Genomic DNA, 19,946 nt, shown 5'->3' with positions numbered 1-19,946 from the left:
TGCTTTAGAGCTTCTGCAGCACCGCGTCGAGCACCGGCCTGACCGGTATGGCATCCATATCGACGCTGTCGCCGAAATCCAGCGCATGAATTACCTGACAGCCGCCCGCGGTGATTGGCTTGAACTTCTCCGCCTCGGTCGGGCCGAACAGGCTGATCAGCGGGCAATCGGCCGCTGCCAGCATATGCCCGGTACCGCAATCATTGCTGACTGCAAGCGACAGACACTGACCCAGTGCGATGGCACGCAGGGGTGAGAAACCTTCGCCCCATATATCCTGACGCTGTTCCGGGAACAGGGCCGATGGCACGGCGGCGGCGATCTCATCCCGCCAGTCAGCCTCATCAGGGCCGAGAAAGAATGCCGGCACGGCATCAGGCCGGTTCAGCACGAGTTGCCCGGCCAGGTCGATATAACGCGCCAATGGCCAGCATTTACGGCGATCCCCTGCCCCCGGCACAAAACCGACATAGCGCTTGGCACTATCCGGCAGGGCCTGCCCGGCCTTGGCCACAATATCGGCAGGCAGCTCAATGCCGCGGTCGAGCTGCACCGGTTCCTGTACCAGCCACTCGATCCACTGAACGAACAGGCGACCAAGATGGCGCGGCAGTTGCTGTCCCGGCTCGGGCTTAATGTCAGAGAACAGGTAAGTCGAGGCCGGAGCAATCATCAACCCTCGCGGCTGGCGGCTGAGCAGACGCCGGAGATAGAAAGCGCGCCAGACCGTGCGTTGGGTATCGAGGATGATGTCAAACGGCCCGATCGCCGGACGCGGCTTGAACAGGTCGGAGATCCGGCGGATAACCCCGCTGTCATCAAGCACCGTATCAAGCAGCCCCTCAACCACGGGGGCGAGAGACCCGGCATAGACCGTATGGCTGCGCGCGATCCAGATTATATGGGCATTCGGAAAGGCACTGCGCAGCGCCCGGATGAAGGGCAGCTTCCATAAGCCGTCACCGATCACCTCGCCGCCGGTATAAATTCCGATGCGCCATGGTTTGATGCGATCCAGCGGCGGCGACAGGCGTGCCATCAATCGGCTCCATCCGGCGCGACACCGATATTGCCGACAATCTCACCCGTCTCGGGCCTGATGATATAGATACGGTCATAGCCCTGCGCATTGTCGGTATGGATGGCCAGCAGGCCGTTTACCGGTGCAATGCTCCTGATCCGCGTGCCGGACGGCAATTCGGCGAGGAAGGGCTCCGCCGCCATCACCGTTATCGTCTCATCCGCAGCCTCATGGCCGGTGATGGCATTGGCCGTGAACTCGGCGGCGGCATCGCTTGCCCGGCGCGCAATCTCGACCCCGACCACAACAAAGCCGACAACAATCAGCACGCCCATGACAATGATGGCAGTCAGGGCGTAACGGGTTTTCTTATCATAATCCTGCGTCATGGCAGCAAACCGGACTCTATCTTCGGGACTGGAGCAACGAACGACGCTTGATAGCGGTACCGGGGCGTCAGGCCAAGCCCTGAACGGCATTTGTCGGGTTTGTTAAGATTTCCGGTTGACCTTGTACCGCAAGACGGTGTCCATGCTCACATGATGACTGAGCATGTGACTGTTACCCTGACAGATGATGATGTGGGACAGCGCCTCGACAAGGCGTTGTCGGTCCGGCTCGACCAGTTCTCCCGCGCCCGGCTGCAAAGCCTGCTGCAGGAGGGCATGGTAAGTGACAGCACCGGCACGGTATTCGATAACCCGGCGCAGAAACTGAAGCAGCCGGTCACTCTGACCATCACCATTCCCGAGGCAATCGAAGCCGATCCGGTTGCCGAGGACATACCGCTCGACATTGTCTTCGAGGATGAGCACCTGCTGGTCATCAACAAGCCCGCCGGTATGGTGGTACACCCGGCCGCAGGTAATTACAGCGGCACTCTGGTCAATGCCCTGCTCTATCATTGCGGGGATCGGCTGTCCGGTATCGGCGGGGTGAAACGGCCCGGCATCGTGCATCGGCTGGATAAGGAAACCAGCGGCCTGATGGTGGTCGCCAAGAGCGATCAGGCCCATAACGGCCTCGCTGCGCAATTCGCCGACCGCAGCCTGTCTCGGCAATATACTGCGCTGATCTGGGGCGCTATATCGCCGCGCGAGGGCCAGATTGACGCCGCAATCGGGCGGCATCCTCATGATCGCAAGAAGATGACCGTGGTGGATACCGGCGGGAAACATGCCGTTACCCATTATGAGACAATCGAGCGCTTTGGTCTTGCCGCGAGCCTCATCGAATGCCGGTTGGAAACCGGTCGCACACACCAGATACGGGTACATATGACCTCGGTCGGACACCCTCTTCTAGGGGACGCAACCTACGGAGAAACAAGACAATCCAGACGTTTGCGCCAAAGCCTGCCGGAGGAGATCAGGTCAAAAATTCCGACAGAACGGCAGGCACTACATGCGTGGAAAATAAAATTCATTCATCCGCTCACGAAGGAAACCTACGAGTACACATCCGCGTTACCTGACGATTTATCCTTGTTAATCGACGCTCTGAGGACCATTTGACAATTAAGCAGTAGTGCTGCCCTATCGTATACTTGGATGACAGTCACGCGATGGCCACCAGCACAAACCAGTTCAGCCTGTAGGGGGCTTTTGACAAATGAGTAGAGTAAATGTGCCGGTTCTGACGGCAGAAAGTAACCTTTCCCGCTATCTCGCAGATATCCGCAAATTCCCGATGCTCAAGCCGGAGGAAGAGTTCATGCTCGCCAAACGCTGGCAGGAGCATGAGGATGTGGAGGCTGCACACCGCCTCGTGACCAGCCACCTGCGGCTGGTGGCCAAGATTGCCATGGGCTATCGCGGCTATGGCCTGCCGCTGGCCGAACTGATCTCGGAAGGCAATGTGGGCATGATGCAGGCGGTCAAACGCTTTGATCCCGACCGCGGTTTCCGCCTTGCCACCTATGCCATGTGGTGGATACGGGCCTCGATACAGGAATATATCCTGCACTCATGGTCACTCGTCAAAATGGGCACCACCGCCGCCCAGAAGAAGCTGTTCTTCAACCTGCGCCGCCTCAAGGGCCAGATGAAGGCCATCGATGAGGGCGACATGACCCCGGAGCAGGTCGAGGAAATTGCCACCAAGCTCAATGTCTCGGAAGACGATGTCATCATGATGAACCGTCGCCTGAGCGGGCCTGACAACTCACTGAACGCACCACTGCGCGCCGACAGCGAGGGCGAATGGCAGGACTGGCTGGTTGATGATCGCCAGATCAGTCAGGAAACGGCCTATGCCAATGATCAGGAACTGACACAGCGCCGCGAGATGCTGCAACTGGCGATGCAGGGGCTGAATGAGCGTGAACAGCATATCCTGACCGAACGCCGCCTGCGGGATAATCCGCAAACGCTGGAAGAACTTAGCGCGGAATACGACATCAGCCGCGAACGGGTCCGCCAGATCGAGGTACGTGCCTTCGAGAAGCTGCAGAAAGCCATGCGCAACGCTGCCGTGGATCAGCGGATCGGTACCGAATAATCAAGGATAGCCGGGATCGGGATCAGGCAGCAGCGGTTCGTTGTGCCGCCATGTTTTCAGCTTGCTCCCGGTTGCGCTTGACCTCTTCCTGAGCCTCACGGGCATCCCGGCGCTCAACCTCGATACGGTTGAGTTCGGCACCCCATTCCTGAATCAGTTCGGCACGGCTCTGACGCAGTTGCTTAAGGCGCCGCTCGGCGGTTGATACGGACAGTGAGGCATAGAGTGCCGGCACACCATACCAGACACCCCAGCCAGCAGCGGCGGCGCTGTACATGATCAGCCAGTTTAGCGGATCAGCAACTAGCGCAAGCGCATAATCAAAGCTGTTTTCACTGATCCACAAGTCCATAAGCGGCACCATGACACCGCACAGGTTAAGCGCGCCGACCGTGATCGGTGCCAGACCATTTTTGCCGTCATCGCTCCAATAGGCAACGATTGTAGGTGCCATACCGGCCAGCAGCAGGATCGTGGTCGGGTAGAAGGCAACAGCAGCGGCCACCATACTGATCATTAAGGCAATCTGTGAGGCACTGAGCTTGCCCAGCCAACCGGACTTCTTCTTGCCGCCCTTCTTCTTCTTCTGCTGCTTCGCTTTTTTCTTCGCCATCAGAAGGTCCCCAGGAAGTAGTAGCCGATAACAGCTGAAATTCCGAACGTGCCGAGAATACCGGAAACGACCGCCGCCAGTTCACGACCAAACCCCTTGGCCAGAATGGTTGGATCGCCGATTTCGTCTTCCAGCTTGGCAATTTCATCAACAATACGCGCAAACTTGGCCTGTGCCTTACCGTATTGATGCTCGTCCTGATTCATCATAGACGGATCATCGAGCGCCTGGGCAATCGGGGTGATCATGCCCTGTTCGGCAAGTTCCTCGATCCGCTGCTTGGTTTTCTGGCGGGTCTTGTGGTTATGCAGACGGTCAATCGCCGGATCGGCCATGACCACAATCCACTTGGCAATACCCGGCAGCTTCTTGTTACCGAGGCGTTCCTGCATGGAGCCAAGTATCTGGGCCATGGCAATAACGCCGCGACCCGGATCGATCTCGTCATTCAGGGCCTTGAGCAGCCAGTCCTCGAGCTTGCGGAACCGGACCATCAGGAAGGCGGCGATATGGGCATCAATCGGCTTGCCGTGGCGGCTCTTGGTCGGTGCCATTCGCTCGAGCGCCCGCAACAGGTCCATCGGCGTCAGCACATAATGCTTGTCCAGCATCGGGCTCAGACAGGGAACGCTGTCATCGAGTTCATAGAGGACCCGCTCAACCCCGAAGCCGAAACCACGACGTTCAAGCAGGTTGCGCGCGAACTCCAGATCCATCGGCGGCGAGAATGGCTCGATCTTGTGCTTTTTCTGGATCGAGTTCCAGTTACCCGGCAATCCGGCGATCAGCATCTGGGCGATCGGGGCCGGATCACGTTTATTGACAAAAGCCTCGGTCAGCGCGGTACCGAAACCGGAAGGATAGATTGCCCGGCCATTCATCCGGATCGGCCCATCGGGAGCCATGGCAATGCCGCAGCGGGCAACCACAACCGCGGGTTCGCGCTGAATCCGTGATCCGGTGCCAGAGGCCTGCAATTCGCCGACCACGATCTCGGTAATATTCTTCTCGCCCAGCGCGCGACGCATCCATGCCTCAACCTCGCCCTTGTGATAGAGATCATAGGCGGTTGCGGCATTGGTGCTCAGAATGCGGGCAAGACCACGAGCTTCCCAGGCCTCATGATCGCCAAACTCGAATGGGCGCACGGCCCGGCGGGGCGGTTCCGGCGGTCGTGGGCTGAGACGACGTCCGCCAAGCCAGCTCTCCAGATCCTCCAACTCCCAGCGTTCATGGGGATCGTCATTCAGCAAGCCGCGCAGCGGTTCGAGCAACGGCGTTGGCATTTTCTGTTTCTGAACCAGCGCATAGAAACTGCCCTGGGTCAGTTTCCGGTCAACGATCTGCGGATCGGACAGGCCCGAGAGCGGTGGTTCGCCCTGAATCAGGGTAATGATCGCCACGCCGAGGGCATAGAGGTCATCGGATGTGCCCCCCTTGCCGCGACCGGAGGCATCGGCCAGTCCGCGCTGCAGGGTCTCGTTCAGCACCGGTTGGTAATAGCCCGCCGGTGATGAGGCACAATCGCCGAGAACAATACCCTCTGCAGGATCGCTCGGCAGGAACATGTTGGATGTACGGATGGCACCGTGAAAAATGTTCCGTGCCTCAAGGTCACGCAACACCCCGATAACTGGTCTGATCAACCGGTTGCAGACCTGATCATAGGACCAGGCGGTGCAGCGCCCATCAGGTCCGGTCAGCCGGGCGCCGCCGGGTTCCCGGAAGATCATGATGACGCGCTGTTCACTGTCACCGGGCCACACAACAATGCCCGAGTGCACCAGCTTGATAAAATTGGCGTTGGTCAGGCCGACCAGAGCCTGCAGGATCGGCAGCCGAACCGGCATCGGACCGATGCTGACAAGCGCGAAATACTTCTTGCCCGGTTCCGAGTTGCTCTGGGCGACATAAGCCTTCGCACCCGGCATATCGTAAACCGGCAGCGACCGCTTGGGATCAACCTGATAATTGCCACCGATCGAAACCAGTCCACCCGCCGAGGCCGGCGCAGCATTATCCGCACCATCCCTAGCGTTCTGGGCATCGGCCTGTGCCGATGCGGGCCTGGTTGTCGTTTCACTCATCCACTGTGCCTCAAGCGATCAGCGCTGCGTTTTGCAATCCTGATATTGTACGAAGACAAATATAGAAAAGGTTAGCAAAATCCGCGCCCGTAAGCAGCATTGTGAGGCATGGGCGATAAAATTTTATCGCCATCGACCAAAGCGCAACGGATCAGATCACAGCAAACGGATCGGTCATCAGGATTGTGTCGTCACGTTCCGGGCTGGTCGACAGCAGGGAGACCGGTGCCTCGATCAGCTCTTCAATCCGGCGGATATACTTGATCGCGGTTGCCGGCAGCTCGGCAAAGCTGCGGGCACCCTGGGTGCTTTCCTTCCAGCCTTCAAAGCTCTCATAGATCGGCTCAACCATTTCCTGCGCCTTCTGGCCTGCGGGCAAATAGTCGATCACCTCACCATTCAGCCGATAGCCGGTACAGACCTTGATCTCGTCCATGCCGTCGAGCACATCGAGCTTGGTCAGGGCAATACCGGTCATGCTGTTCAGCTTGACCGACTGACGCACCAGCACGGCATCGAACCAGCCGCAGCGACGCTTCCGCCCGGTAACCGTACCGAACTCATGGCCACGCTCACCGAGCAGCTGGCCGACCTCGTTATCCTGCTCGGTCGGGAACGGGCCGGAACCGACGCGGGTGGTATAGGCCTTGGTGATACCGAGGATATAGTTCAGCGCGCTTGGCCCCATGCTGCCACCGGTCGCCGCCTGTGCCGCCATGGTGTTGGAGGAAGTGACGAACGGATAGGTACCGTGGTCGATGTCGAGCATCGCGCCCTGTGCGCCCTCGAACAGGATGCGCTTGCCCTCGGCACGCAGCTTCTCGAGGCGACGCCAGATAACATCGGCATAGGGCAGTATCTGATCAGCGATGGCGAGCAGTTGCTCGACCATGGCAGCGGCATCGAAGGTATCAGCACCATGGGCACCGAGCACCGCATTGTGGTGGGTCAGCAGCAGGTCGATCTTCTGGCGCAGTACTTCGGGATCGGACAGGTCACAGACCCGGATCGCCCGGCGGGAAATCTTGTCCTCATAGGCAGGGCCGATACCGCGACCGGTGGTGCCCAGCTTGTGCTCACCCCGCAGGCTTTCCTTCAACGCATCAATGGCACTGTGTACCGGCAGGATCAGGCAGGCATTCTCGGCAATCTTCAGGCTTTCAGGGCCGATCTGCAGCCCCTGCTCACGCAGACGATCGATTTCCGCCAGCAGCGCCCATGGATCGACGACCACGCCATTGCCGATGATCGACAGTTTGCCGGTGCGGACAATGCCGGACGGCAGCAGGCTCAATTTGAATACCTTGCCGTCGATGACCAGCGTATGACCGGCATTGTGCCCGCCCTGAAACCGGACCACCACATCGGCCCGGCTGGACAGCCAGTCAACGATCTTGCCTTTGCCTTCATCGCCCCACTGGGAACCGACAACCACCACATTTGCCATGAGAACTAACCCTGTCTCTCTGTTTGCTGTTCTTCGTTACTGAATTTTGACCGGTGCACCATCGCGCAGCCGGTAATCACAATGTTGTTCACCAGCCGCCGCGATCAGGGCAGCGTCATTCAAGCCGCCCTCAAGCGCACGGACAACCACCCAGCCCTCACCCATCAGCGCCAGCCGTTCGGCCAGCGGCAGTTCGGCGGGGACCAGAACCCGCTGCTCGACCTCGTCATGGGGCAGGCCGCGCATGATGCTGTCCATGAACAGGGTGAAGCCAACCGCAGGCTCGCCAATCCGGCCATTGCCGCTGTCATCTTTCAGCGTTGCGGCAGCGGAGCGATAGCGCCCGCCCCGGCCCAGCTCCCCACGCACGCCTTTGGCGAACAGGGTAAAGCTCAGCCCGGTCTGGTACTCAAACCCGCGATGCTCAAGCGGATCGAGGGTAATTTTCAAGGTCGGCAGATCACGATGCAGCACCTCGACCACCGCATAGAGGCGCTCAAGATCACCACGCAACCCGGCGGGCATATCAATGGATTTCAGTGCCGCCAGTGCCTCATCAATCGGACCGGAGGCCGCGATCAGGGCAGCGATGGTTTCTTTGTGGGCGGCGGCGGATTGCTGTACCGCCTCACGGTCACGGCGACGGACCGCATCCTCAAGGTCATCGAGTGCCGCGCCCTCAAGCCCGCTTTCGCGCAGGAAGTACGGCAACAGCGTCGGCAGGCAGAGATCGAGGGAAATATTCGCAATATCAAGCGACTGCAGCGCGGTCACGGCCATGACCATGATCTCGGCATCGGCAGAGGGCATCATGGCACCGATCAGTTCCGCCCCCACCTGACAGAACTGCCGCTCGGGCCGCAGCTGGGTACCGGACACCCGGACCACATCACCGGCATAGGCAAGACGCAGCGGACGCGCCGATTTCTGCAGCCGTGATCCGGCAATCCGGGCGATCTGGGCGGTAATATCGGCACGCAGGCCGAGCATCTGACGGGAGATCGGGTCCATCAGCCGGAACGTCTGGGCACCAAGCGCGGCACCGGGACCGACGAGCAGACCGGCCTCGAACTCCATCAGGGGTGGTTTGACCAGCATATAGCCGAAACCGGTATAGGTATCGATGAGCTGATGCACCGCCTGCCATTCGCGTGCCGCAACGGGCGGCACAAGATCGGTCAGGCCATTTGGCAATAATGCTGGATGGCTGGCGCGGTGGCTGTCTGTAGACACGGGAGTTACTCGCTCTGGCTACGGTCAGGTCAGTCAAAAGACGATGTGAAGGTGTAGCGCGAACAAGCGTTACGACAGGGTTCTACTGAATAAAAACCGAAAGCGATAGTACCGAGTTGTCCTCAAGCCCCAAAGTAAGGGCATTATCTACCCACAGGATGTTGGTCTTGACCGGTGAAGGCAGCTGCAACACCCCGATTTCCTTAATCTTCCCGGCATCCATGGTCAGAATGCGCAACGTCTCCCTATCAGCCGAAGGAATAATGATATCCGGGCGATTATCGCCGGTTATGTCCTGAATCAGCTGCATATCGGTTTGTGGAGAGCCGACAGCATGGTTTGAAATGCCGCCATAGCGATCCACTTCCACCAGTTGGCCATTGCGGTACTGATAGGCAACCAGCACACCGTTTTCGTGCGGTGTGTTCACCACCAGAATTTCCGGACGGCCATCGAGGTCAAAATCACCGATCCCGACCGGGTTGATCCACAGGTTTTTGCGCCCCATGCGGGGGCCGACAGCCATCTGTTCCAGCGCAATATTGGGGCTGGCCGCGGGTACCACCTTGTAAATATGGATTGCACTGCCGCCCTGGGCATTGGAATTGATGACCAGCACTTCCTCGGTACCATCGCCATCCACATCACCGACCAGCGGCTGGGTGCCCTCGAATACCGACCCGTCATTCAGCCGGGCAATGGCAAACTTGTTGGCTTTGGTAATGATCCGGAGCGCGCCTGCCTCGATATCGTCACCGAGCGCTCCATGGTCATAGCGGTTGGTCGGCTGAATAAGCCAGGCCTCGGCAATCGTGCGCTTGCCCTTCCCGGCCCGGCCATCGGGGATCACATCGCGGGCTGGCAGCATGATCTGTTCATCGCGCGACAGGGGTCGGATGCGCAGGCTGTTATAACCGCGCTCCAGAATGAACTCCTGCCGGGTATCGGCAATAACCCGCGGCTGCCCCTCATCGGTAATATACAGCCCGGCCAGACCCGGCCGGATCAGTACCGAGCGTCCACGCGCCACCAGCATCGGCTCGCCATTCGGGCCGGAGCGGGTCAGCGGTTGCGGGTCATTCATCTGCTCATTCTGGGTGCCCGGAATGATTGCCTTCTGGGCCTGTGCCGGGAACGGCGTCACAGAGGTCAGCGACAGGATAATCGCGAGAGCGGGCAGGATGCGGAGCAGCATGTGTAATGGCATGACGGATCAAACGAAAAACGCGGGACAAGACTGTTGTGCAGTCTAGCCCCGCGCCGTTCATTGTCTAGGGCTCACGCCCTGTCATATCTGTGGATTAAACCGCGTCGATCAGAACGCCAGAACCCGTGCCTGCACCACGTTCGGCAATTCGACGATACGCTTCAGCAAGCCTTCATCGATACGCTGGTCAACGGAAACCACGCAGATCGCCTCATCACCGGCATCGCGGCGACCGAGGTCAAAGCTGGCAATATTGATATTCGCATCACCAAGGGTCCGACCCAGATTGCCGATGAAGCCCGGCTTGTCGTTGTTACGAACAAACAGCATGTTAGGCGTCACAGAGGTCTCGATGGAAACGCCCTCGATCTCGACAATACGCGGACGATCACCGGCCATAAGGCTGCCGGAAATGCTGCGCTTGCGGCGGTCGGTTTCGACCTCGATGGTAACGAGGGTCTGGTAATCCTCAACGGTTTCGGTGCGGCTTTCGGTGACGGCGATATCCCGTTCCTTAGCCAGAACCGGCGCATTGACCATGTTGACGCTGGCGAGCAGAGGCTGGAGCAGTGATTTCAGAATAATCTGGGTCAGCGGCTTCACATTGACCTCTGCGGCAGCACCAGCATAGGTGATACGGACAGATTTCAGACCGGATTCGGTGATCTGACCGGCGAAGCTGCCGAGCTCTTCCGCAAGCTGCATATATGGCCCAAGGCGTTTTGCATCCTCGGCGGAGACCGATGGCATGTTGAGCGCATTCACAATCGCACCGTCGAGCAGGTAGTCGGAAATCTGCTCGGCAACCTGCAGCGCCACATTTTCCTGTGCCTCGTCGGTGGACGCGCCAAGGTGCGGTGTACAGACCACATTTTCCATACCGAACAGCGGGTTTTCCTTCGCCGGTTCCTGCAGGAACACATCAAGCGCGGCACCGGCCACATGACCGGCCTCAAGAGCAGCTTTCAAGGCCACCTCATCAATCAAACCACCACGGGCGCAGTTGATGATGCGGACACCCGGCTTCATCTTGTCGAGCGCTTTGGCGTCGATGATGTTGCGGGTCTGATCGGTAACCGGCACATGCAGAGTGATGAAATCAGAGCGCTTCAGCAGGTCATCCAGCTCGACCTTCTCGACACCGAGGTCGATGGCACGTTCGGCAGACAGGAACGGATCGAAGGCGATGACCTTCATGTTCAGGCCGATGGCACGGTCGGCCACGATAGAGCCGATATTACCGCAACCGATCACGCCGAGGGTCTTGGCGGTCAGCTCGACGCCCATGAACTTGGATTTTTCCCACTTCCCGGCATGGGTCGAGGCATTGGCCTGCGGGATCTGGCGGGCCAGAGAGAACATCATGGCAAGGGCGTGTTCGGCGGTGGTGACCGAGTTGCCGAACGGCGTGTTCATGACCACAACACCGCGCGCGGTGGCTGCGACCTGGTCGATATTGTCGACGCCGATACCGGCACGACCGATAACCTTGAGGTTATGGGCCGCTTCGATGATCTCGGCATTCGGCTTGGTCGCTGACCGAACGGCAAGACCGTCGTAATTGCCGATAATGGCTTTCAGTTCATCATGGGACAGGCCGGTTTTGACATCGACCTCGATACCGCGTTTTTTGAAAATCTCGACAGCGGCTGGGCTGAGTTCATCAGCGATAAGAACCTTAACTGGCATTTGGGATTCCTTGAAGGGTAAAGCATCTCCCTTTGCCGTCACCCGGCGAAAGCCGGGGTCTCGGAGCATCAGTCACGAGATTCCTGCTGGTGCAGAAATGACAGCACAGGGGTGAAGAATGTGGATCAGGCGGCGGCGCGAGTTTCGCGGATGCTGGACAGTGCCCAGTCGAGCCATGGCAGGAGAGCCTGCATGTCAGATGCCTCGACGGTTGCACCACCCCACAGACGCAGGCCCGGAGGGGCCGAGCGATAGCCCGCAATGTCAAAGGCAACGCCTTCCGCTTCCAGCGTGGTTGCAATCTGCTTGGCCACGGCTGCCTGATCATCATCAGACAGAGCGGCAAACCACGGATCGGTGATTTTCAGGCAGATCGAGGTACAGGATCGGCTGGCCTCATCGGTTGCGAGGAAGTCAAAGCCTTCGCTTTGGGCAACCCAGTCGGCCACGATCTTCAGGTTCTGTTCGGAACGATCGATCAGACCTTTCAGACCACCAACCGATTTGGCCCAGTTGAGAGCATCGAGTTGATCCTCAACCGCCAGCATGGACGGGGTATTGATGGTTTCGCCCTTGAAGATGCCTTCATTGAGCTTGCCGCCCTTGGTCATGCGGAAGATTTTCGGCAGTGGACGATCCGGGGTGAAGCTCTCCAGACGCTCAACCGCCCGTGGGCTGAGGATGAGCATGCCATGCTGTGCCTCACCGCCGAGCACTTTCTGCCAGGAATAGGTGGTCACATCGAGTTTCGACCATGGCAGGTCCATGGCGAATGCCGCCGAGGTAGCATCACAGAAGGTGAGCCCTTCGCGGTCGTCGGCAATCCAGTCGCCATTCGGCACCCGGACACCGGAGGTGGTGCCGTTCCAGACAAAGACGCAATCATTGGCCGGATTGACCTTGGTCAGGTCAGGCAGGTCGCCGTAACCGGCTTCGATGACATTGGCATCGATTTTCAGCTGTTTCACCACATCGGTGACCCAGTCTGATGAGAAGCTTTCCCATGCCAGCATATCGACGCCACGGGCACCGAGCATGGACCACAGGGCCATTTCGACGGCGCCGGTATCGGATGCCGGGACGATACCGATACGGTAATCGTCAGGCACACCGAGGATGTCACGGGTCATGTCGATGACCTGTGCCAGCTTGGCCTTACCCTGTTTTGATCTGTGGGAGCGTGCGAGGCACGCGTCTTTGAGCGTATCGAGCGTCCAACCTGGACGTTTGGCGCAGGGCCCTGATGAAAAATAGGGGCTGCGTGGAGCCGTTGTCGGCTTGTGCGATGACTGCATATCGCTATTCCTTCCAGAATAGTAGCACTCCGTTGGGGGAGCGTGACCCACTGGCGAAACTAGAGATATCGACGGTCGCGGTCAATAACCATGCTGAGAGATCAGCCATGCATCAATTTGATGGTTCGTCTTCCATGGCGAGGGCAATCTTGTTGGCCTTCAAACCGTATTCGTGCAGCAGCAATTCCAGCGCTTCATTGGCCTGCTGGCGTACCTTTGAACTGCGGAAACTGTTCCAGAACCGGTTGAAAAACTCCGGCTTCTGGATCGCATCGGCCAGCTTGTCACGGATCAGGGCACTGGTGCGTCCCCGATCCATCGGTGCCGGCAGCCATGTTTTCAGCACCATGATAATCCGGTCGAGATCGTCCCCGCCCTGTTTGGGGTCAAGCATGCTCTGAACCACATCGAGAACGTGGTCATCCACCGCGCCGAGGAGACTATCCTGCGCATTCTCATCAAACAGGTAACCGGCAATACGCTGGTGGAATTTCAAGAGCGGCGGGATTGATCCGGACGGCTTTTCCGATGCTCCGACCAGCTCGCGACCAATTTCCCGGATCGACAGCTGTGCCGCCAACAGACGTCCCAGCTCGTTGCGGTTGCCAAGGCTTCGCATCATCGGGAACAACGAGCTGGCAACGCTCAACCGCTGGGTCGGCTGACGGTTCTGGAGCAGAACCCGTTGCAGGTTGTCAGCGGTCAGTGCCCGGTTGATCCGCTGTTGCCAGACAGCAGCCAGTTCGGGATCACCAACCAGCGTTGGTGCCCGTTGCTCCAGCTGCGCCACGGTACGGTCAACCTCACTCAATTCGGCAATAAGGTCAGTGCCGGTCGCGGAACCGCCAATCGACCGGGCCTCGACAATGATCCGACGACGGATTGCAGCGCGTGTACGGGGCAGAAAACCGGCCAGCATCAGATCATTGAACGGCTGGCAGTCGATGCCGGTTTCCCGATCCTCATCAAACTGGCCCATGAGCATATCCGCCAGCATGCTGAGCCAGAGGATCGGCGGGCGGCCCTTGGCCAGATCGGCCATGAAGCCATGAGCACCGATAATGCTGGCCAGCATGTGATCGAGCGGCTCGGCCTGTGCCCTTGTTTCCACCACATCGGCGAGTTCGACCAGTACCCGCAATTTCTCGGCAAAGGACTCAAACCCGGCCAGCCGGGTTGCCAGCACCCGGGCCATGGCATAACGGGCGCGCAACGGATTGGCTTTGCTCACTCGGTCAAAGACATCAACATAGGTCTCGACGGTGACCATTTCCGGTGGATTGTTCTTCTGCTCCAGCGCCAGTGTCTGAAACAGTTCTTCCAGCATTTTGGTCAGCTCACGCACCCGCTCCGGGCCGGAAAGCTCCATGACATGGGCCTGCATCAGGGCAATCGGCTGCAGGCCGGCCTGCATCGCCTGCCAGGCATTGACCAGCTCCAGCCCACCCGCCGGATGATGCAGCAACTCCTCAACACAGAGGTGACGGCTTTTCAGGAAGGTGGCATAGCCCCGCGCCATCTGATAGCGCGCGAGATCGCTGTAAATGTCGTCAGGGTTCAGCCAGAGCACATCCGCTGGCTTGGCGACCGCGGGCATGACCCGGTCAATGGTGTCGTCAGCATCGGGCCAAAAATGCACTATCGTCTGGTCCCGCAGGGCGCCACGCCTGTCGACGACAAAGCGCACGACACGCAGGGCCTCACCGTTTTCGAGAACATCGTCATCGACCCGGTCCAGTATCGGTCCGAGTGCACGGCGATCAATGTGATCTTCCTCAATCAGCCAGATGCCATCCACCAGACGATGGGTCTGGTAATAAACATCATCCGTCGATTGGGTCGTGTGCTGTGCGGGCCTTGGCATCGCTGGCCGGTCCTTAATCGAGTACCTTTTCAGGCAATCATGACGCAGCAGCAGGGTTTCGTGAAATAAAATCTATACCGCGACTGTTTCCGGGCTGCGGCGCTTGACCAGATGATGGAAGGTTATCTCCATCACCGGCGTTCCCTTCTGGTTGCTGGTGACATAGCGGATGCGCACATTGCCCCGATCTGAACTGGATTTTGACGCTCTGGTCTCCAGTACTTCCAGGCGTACATACAGGGTATCACCGGGACGTACCGGCTGCATCCAGCGCAGGTTCTCACCGCCACCGCTGCCGAGGCCGGTACCGTTCAGCATTCCGGTATCGCATACCAGCCGGAAGCTGAGGCTGAGGGTCTGGAAACCGCTGGCGATGATCCCGCCAAACGGTGATGCCGCCGCCGCAACGGCATCCACATGGAATGGCTGGGGATCGTAGGTTGAGGCGAAGTCGAGTATCTGGCTTTCGGTAATGGTCATACCGGCGGTTTCGATCACATCGCCGACCTGAAAATCCTCGAAATACCGACCTGTCGCCATTGTTCCCTGCCCTGTTGTTTATGTTCTCGTTAGCGCTTATTCCGCAGCGGTTTGTTGCTTGCCGCTCTCGGTTGCGATGGCGGCAATGATATCATCAACCACACGCTCGACCAGTTCCGGATCGTCGCCCTCGGCCATCACCCGGATTTTTGGCTCGGTACCGGATTTGCGCACCAGCACCCGACCGGTCTTGTCCAGTGCTGCCTCACCATTATGGATCGCCGATTTTACCGCCTCGGTCTCAAGCGGATTGGCACCGGCAAAGCGGATGTTTTTCAGCACCTGCGGCACCGGTTCAAACACCGTCAGCAGTGAGGCTGCGTCCTGTTTTTCGGCCACCATGATATCGAGTATCTGCAAGGCCGCCAGCAGACCGTCACCGGTGGTGCTGTAATCGCTCATCACCAGATGACCCGATTGCTCGCCACCGAGGTTGAAGCCATGGGCGCGCATATGCTCAACCACATAGCGGTCACCGACCTTGGTGCGGATCAGTTTCAGCCCCTTGGCGGCGAGATAGCGTTCGAGGCCAAGGTTGGACATGACCGTGGCCACCACCCCATCACCGCGCAGACTGTTGCGCCCGGCCCAATGGCTGGCGAGCAGCGCCATGATCTGATCGCCATCGATAACCGTGCCATGCTGATCGGTAATGATCAGCCGGTCGGCATCACCATCAAGGGCGATACCGATATCAGCGCCGTGTTCCACCACCGTCTTGCCGAGCAGTGCCGGAGCTGTCGCGCCAACATCCTTGTTGATATTGAAGCCATCGGGATCGGTGCCGACCTCAATCACTTCTGCTCCGAGTTCCCAGAGGATTTGGGGAGCGACGCGATAGGCCGCACCATGGGCGCAATCAATCACCACCTTCAAGCCCTCCAGACGGCGACCGTCGGAGAGGGTATTCTTCACATATTCGATATAGCGCCCGGCAGCATCCTCGAGACGGCTGGCCTTGCCGAGATCGGCAGGACCAGCGCGGTCGTGATCGAAACCGTCATGCAGCTTGGCCTCAATCTCCATCTCCACCGCATCGGACAGCTTGAAGCCATCAGCACCGAACAGCTTGATGCCATTGTCCTGATAAGGATTGTGGCTCGCGGAGATCACCACGCCGAGATCGGCGCGCAGGGAGCGGGTCAGCATGGCCACCGCCGGGGTCGGCATCGGGCCGACCAGGATCACATCAATGCCCATGGCGATAAAACCGGCGGTCAGTGCCGGTTCGATCAGGTAGCCGGACAGACGGGTATCCTTGCCGATCAGGGCACGGTGACGATGGCCGCCACGGTTCAGCACGGCCCCGGCGGCCATGGCGACACGCAGGGCCGTTTCCGGCGTCATGGGTTCGAGATTGGCAGTACCGCGAATGCCATCGGTACCGAAATAGTGGCGGGTATCAGACATTGAAATCCATTGCTCGCTCAGTCAGCGTCTTGTTCTTGTCGTTCTTCATGGCACAAAGTCGGTGTCACAGGCCAATGGTCATTTTATGGCGCCAATCAGGCCGCATCCTCAATGGCCCGCCAGATCATCAGCGCCTGCCGGGTCGCCGCCACATCATGTATCCGGAGGATTGCAGCACCCCGGCTGTATCCGGCCAGAGCGGCAGCAAGCGAACCGCCGAGCCGGTCTGTTGCCGGTGCATTGTCATCAAGGAAACCGATGAAGCTCTTGCGGGAGACACCGAGCAGCAAGGGCAAACCACTTTCGGCATAGTCATCGAGATGCTTCATCAGGCTGAGATTGTGCTCAACGGTTTTGCCGAAACCGATACCGGGGTCGAGGATGATAAGGGAGCGGTCGATGCCTGCTGCGACACAGGCCTCGATCCGCGCATCGAGATATTCCCGCACCTCGGTCACCACATCATCATATTGCGGGTTGTCCTGCATCTGCTGCGGCTCGCCCTGCATGTGCATGAGGATAACCGGCAGGCCGGAACGGGCGACCACATCCATGCTCGCCGGATCGCCCTCGAGTGCTGTGATGTCATTGATGATATCGGCACCGGCCTCGATCACCGCCGCCATGGTGGCGGCATTGCGGGTATCGACCGAGAGATAGGCACCGGCCTTGGCAGCGGCATCACGCAACCCCTCGATCACCGGCACCACCCGCGCCTTTTCATCTTCAACACTGACCGTGTCTGCACCAGGACGGGTGGACTCTCCGCCAATATCGAGGATATGCGCGCCCTCTTCCAGCAACCGGCGGCCATGGGCAATCGCGGTGTCGGTGGTGGCGAACTGCCCGCCATCGGAAAAGCTGTCGGGGGTGACATTCACAATTCCCATAACCATCGGCTGACCGGACTGGATATGGGCGAGAAACTGGTCGGTGCGGTTCATCGGCGGCACAATTCCATGACATTACTGACGTGCAGACGCCGCCGGTTATGGCCGACGGCGTTTGCTGTAATCAATAGGAACTCGAGCAATATCCCGAAAGATCAGGTGCTCTGAGGCTCCGGGTCAGGTCCGATCCCGGCAGCAGGCGGCTCACGACGGGTCGAACTGGTCGGCACCGAGGTCGCGCGCGGCTTGCTGGCGTCGGCATCATCTTCTTCGTCATCTCGTTTCAGCGGCTCATTGGCCAGCAGCCTGCGAATATCCTCACCGCTCAGGGTTTCATATTCGAGCAGTGCCTCGGAGACTTTGACCAGATCATCCATCTTGTCGGTCAGGATTTGCTTGGCCTCATCATAAGCAGTATCAACGATGCTGCGGATCTCGCTGTCAACCAACTGGGCCGTAGCATCCGACATGTTCTTGGACTGCGCCACCGAATGACCGAGAAACACTTCCTGCTGGTCTTCGGAATATTTCAGCGGGCCGAGCTTGTCGGAAAGCCCCCATTCGGTGACCATCCGGCGGGCCATCGAGGTCGCCATCTGGATATCGGATGAGGCACCGGTGGTGACCTTCTCATGACCGAAGATCAGTTCCTCGGCGACCCGGCCACCCATAGCGACCGCAAGGTCAGCCTCAAGCTTCTCACGGGACAGGGAGATACGGTCCCCTTCCGGCAGGCGCATGACCATACCGAGGGCACGACCGCGCGGGATGATCGTCGCCTTGTGCACCGGATCGGAGGCCGGGCAGTTGATCGCAACGATCGCATGGCCGCCCTCGTGATAGGCGGTCAGCTTCTTCTCATCATCGGTCATGACCATGGATTTCCGCTCGGAACCCATCATGACCTTGTCCTTGGCGTCCTCGAACTCGGCCATACCGACGACACGCTTGCTGCGGCGGGCGGCGAGCAGTGCGGCCTCGTTCACCAAATTGGCGAGATCGGCACCGGAGAAGCCGGGCGTACCGCGAGCAATGGTCCGTGGCACCACGTCAGCGGCGAGCGGCACCTTGCGCATATGGACCTTGAGGATCTTCTCACGACCGGTGACATCAGGGTTCGGCACCACAACCTGACGGTCGAAACGACCGGGACGGAGCAGCGCCGGGTCGAGTACGTCTGGACGGTTGGTAGCGGCAATCAGGATCACGCCTTCATTCGCCTCGAAACCATCCATCTCGACCAGCAGCTGGTTGAGGGTCTGCTCGCGCTCGTCATTGCCGCCGCCGAGACCGGCACCACGATGACGACCGACCGCATCAATCTCGTCAATGAAGATGATACAGGGGGCGTTCTTCTTGCCCTGTTCGAACATGTCGCGGACACGGCTGGCACCGACACCGACGAACATCTCGACGAAATCGGAACCGGAGATGGTGAAGAACGGTACATTCGCCTCACCAGCAACCGCACGAGCGGTCAGGGTCTTACCGGTACCGGGCGGACCGACGAGCAATACGCCCTTCGGAATTTTGCCGCCAAGGCGCTGGAATTTCTGCGGGTCTTTCAGGAACTCGACAATCTCCTGCAACTCGCTCTTGGCCTCATCAATCCCGGCCACATCGTCAAAGGTCACCCGGCCCGATTTCTCGGTCAGCATCTTGGCCTTGGACTTGCCGAAGCCCATGGCCTTGCCGCCGCCGGACTGCATCTGACGCATGACGAACAGCCAGACACCGATCAGCAGCAGCATCGGGAACCATGAGATCAGGATATTCACCAGCGATGGCACATCGCGCTCAATCGGCTCGGCGACAACCTTGACCCCGCGCTCGGTCAGCTTCTCGACCGGGTTGGCCTGCAGTGGCATGAAGACGTTGTAGATCTCGCCATCGGTGAACACGACACGCAGGTTCTGGCCGCGCATATTGACTTCACGAACCTGTCCCTGATCAACCTGACCAAGGAAGTCGGAATAGGCCATGGTATTCTGCTGCTGGCGTTCGCCAGAGGTCTGGAACAGATTGAAAAGGGTAATCAACAGCACCCCGATGATGACCCAGAGCGCAATGTTTTTGCCGATATTATTCACGTTTTCGCCTTATCGATAATGCTGCAGCTATCCGACCGATTCCGGTTCAGGCAGTCGATAT

General features: G+C 59.1%; 16 protein-coding genes. 2 read left to right on the top strand and 14 right to left on the bottom strand.

Annotated features, from left to right (window positions below):
• Positions 1-4: 4 nt before the first annotated feature.
• A complete protein-coding gene (locus CBB62_14790; protein ID OUT39626.1) occupies positions 5-1,039 on the bottom strand; it encodes a hypothetical protein in 1,035 nt (344 codons plus the stop codon).
• Positions 1,039-1,410: a hypothetical protein gene (locus CBB62_14785; GenBank protein OUT39625.1), complete on the bottom strand. Its 372-nt coding sequence runs from the start codon at positions 1,408-1,410 to the stop codon at positions 1,039-1,041. Before CBB62_14785 ends, CBB62_14790 begins: the two co-directional genes overlap by 1 nt.
• A 150-nt stretch (positions 1,411-1,560) precedes the next feature.
• Between CBB62_14785 and CBB62_14780 the strand changes: the two genes are divergently transcribed.
• Both CBB62_14780 and CBB62_14775 read left to right on the top strand, forming a co-directional pair.
• Complete coding sequence (locus tag CBB62_14780) at positions 1,561-2,535, top strand: pseudouridine synthase (protein ID OUT39624.1); 975 nt, start codon at positions 1,561-1,563, stop codon at positions 2,533-2,535.
• A gap of 97 nt (positions 2,536-2,632) precedes the next feature.
• Complete coding sequence (locus tag CBB62_14775) at positions 2,633-3,520, top strand: RNA polymerase factor sigma-32 (protein ID OUT39623.1); 888 nt, start codon at positions 2,633-2,635, stop codon at positions 3,518-3,520.
• Between the two features lie 22 nt (positions 3,521-3,542).
• Here the strand turns inward: CBB62_14775 and CBB62_14770 are convergent, their stop codons facing one another.
• From CBB62_14770 to CBB62_14715, 12 genes are all read right to left on the bottom strand, one after another.
• The gene (locus CBB62_14770; protein OUT39622.1) at positions 3,543-4,133 is read right to left on the bottom strand and encodes a hypothetical protein; all 591 of its coding nucleotides are present in this window, start codon (positions 4,131-4,133) and stop codon (positions 3,543-3,545) included.
• A complete protein-coding gene (locus CBB62_14765) occupies positions 4,133-6,220 on the bottom strand; it encodes a hypothetical protein (GenBank protein ID OUT39621.1) in 2,088 nt (695 codons plus the stop codon). The genes CBB62_14770 and CBB62_14765 overlap by 1 nt, the downstream gene beginning before the upstream one ends.
• A gap of 151 nt (positions 6,221-6,371) precedes the next feature.
• Positions 6,372-7,667 (bottom strand): adenylosuccinate synthase, encoded by a 1,296-nt coding sequence (locus CBB62_14760; protein ID OUT39620.1) that lies wholly within the window; start codon positions 7,665-7,667, stop codon positions 6,372-6,374.
• 36 nt (positions 7,668-7,703) lie between these two features.
• Positions 7,704-8,900, bottom strand: coding sequence for a hypothetical protein (locus CBB62_14755; GenBank protein OUT39619.1), 1,197 nt, complete (start codon positions 8,898-8,900; stop codon positions 7,704-7,706).
• A gap of 82 nt (positions 8,901-8,982) precedes the next feature.
• A complete protein-coding gene (locus CBB62_14750) occupies positions 8,983-10,095 on the bottom strand; it encodes a hypothetical protein (GenBank protein OUT39618.1) in 1,113 nt (370 codons plus the stop codon).
• Between the two features lie 120 nt (positions 10,096-10,215).
• Positions 10,216-11,796 (bottom strand): phosphoglycerate dehydrogenase, encoded by a 1,581-nt coding sequence (locus CBB62_14745; GenBank protein ID OUT39617.1) that lies wholly within the window; start codon positions 11,794-11,796, stop codon positions 10,216-10,218.
• Between the two features lie 125 nt (positions 11,797-11,921).
• Entirely contained in the window at positions 11,922-13,091 is a 1,170-nt protein-coding gene (locus tag CBB62_14740) for a phosphoserine aminotransferase (GenBank protein OUT39616.1), read from the bottom strand.
• A 112-nt stretch (positions 13,092-13,203) separates the two neighbouring features.
• Positions 13,204-14,955, bottom strand: coding sequence for a hypothetical protein (locus CBB62_14735; protein OUT39615.1), 1,752 nt, complete (start codon positions 14,953-14,955; stop codon positions 13,204-13,206).
• Between the two features lie 72 nt (positions 14,956-15,027).
• Entirely contained in the window at positions 15,028-15,495 is a 468-nt protein-coding gene (locus CBB62_14730; GenBank protein OUT39614.1) for an acyl dehydratase, read from the bottom strand.
• Positions 15,496-15,531: 36 nt separating this feature from the next.
• On the bottom strand, positions 15,532-16,905 hold the full coding sequence (locus CBB62_14725) for a phosphoglucosamine mutase (protein OUT39613.1): 1,374 nt from the start codon (positions 16,903-16,905) through the stop codon (positions 15,532-15,534).
• Between the two features lie 95 nt (positions 16,906-17,000).
• Complete coding sequence (locus CBB62_14720) at positions 17,001-17,849, bottom strand: dihydropteroate synthase (GenBank protein OUT39842.1); 849 nt, start codon at positions 17,847-17,849, stop codon at positions 17,001-17,003.
• Positions 17,850-17,950: 101 nt separating this feature from the next.
• A complete protein-coding gene (locus CBB62_14715; GenBank protein ID OUT39612.1) occupies positions 17,951-19,885 on the bottom strand; it encodes a cell division protein FtsH in 1,935 nt (644 codons plus the stop codon).
• Between the last annotated feature and the right edge of the window lie 61 nt (positions 19,886-19,946).

The sequence above is a fragment of the Micavibrio sp. TMED2 genome, from assembly GCA_002168225.1.
GTDB lineage: Bacteria > Pseudomonadota > Alphaproteobacteria > TMED2 > TMED2 > TMED2.
The sequence above is the reverse complement of the archived record's forward strand: the minus strand, read 5'-3'. Positions and strand labels throughout refer to the sequence as shown.

Bases quoted from the DNA above. Each gene is read 5' to 3' on its own strand.
- CBB62_14790 (OUT39626.1), bottom strand. From the start codon at position 1,039: ATGGCACGCCTGTCGCCGCCGCTGGATCGCATCAAACCATGGCGCATC.
- CBB62_14785 (OUT39625.1), bottom strand. From the start codon at position 1,410: ATGACGCAGGATTATGATAAGAAAACCCGTTACGCCCTGACTGCCATC.
- CBB62_14780 (OUT39624.1), top strand. From the start codon at position 1,561: ATGATGACTGAGCATGTGACTGTTACCCTGACAGATGATGATGTGGGA.
- CBB62_14775 (OUT39623.1), top strand. From the start codon at position 2,633: ATGAGTAGAGTAAATGTGCCGGTTCTGACGGCAGAAAGTAACCTTTCC.
- CBB62_14770 (OUT39622.1), bottom strand. From the start codon at position 4,133: ATGGCGAAGAAAAAAGCGAAGCAGCAGAAGAAGAAGAAGGGCGGCAAG.
- CBB62_14765 (OUT39621.1), bottom strand. From the start codon at position 6,220: ATGAGTGAAACGACAACCAGGCCCGCATCGGCACAGGCCGATGCCCAG.
- CBB62_14760 (OUT39620.1), bottom strand. From the start codon at position 7,667: ATGGCAAATGTGGTGGTTGTCGGTTCCCAGTGGGGCGATGAAGGCAAA.
- CBB62_14750 (OUT39618.1), bottom strand. From the start codon at position 10,095: ATGCTGCTCCGCATCCTGCCCGCTCTCGCGATTATCCTGTCGCTGACC.
- CBB62_14745 (OUT39617.1), bottom strand. From the start codon at position 11,796: ATGCCAGTTAAGGTTCTTATCGCTGATGAACTCAGCCCAGCCGCTGTC.
- CBB62_14740 (OUT39616.1), bottom strand. From the start codon at position 13,091: ATGCAGTCATCGCACAAGCCGACAACGGCTCCACGCAGCCCCTATTTT.
- CBB62_14735 (OUT39615.1), bottom strand. From the start codon at position 14,955: ATGCCAAGGCCCGCACAGCACACGACCCAATCGACGGATGATGTTTAT.
- CBB62_14730 (OUT39614.1), bottom strand. From the start codon at position 15,495: ATGGCGACAGGTCGGTATTTCGAGGATTTTCAGGTCGGCGATGTGATC.
- CBB62_14725 (OUT39613.1), bottom strand. From the start codon at position 16,905: ATGTCTGATACCCGCCACTATTTCGGTACCGATGGCATTCGCGGTACT.
- CBB62_14720 (OUT39842.1), bottom strand. From the start codon at position 17,849: ATGAACCGCACCGACCAGTTTCTCGCCCATATCCAGTCCGGTCAGCCG.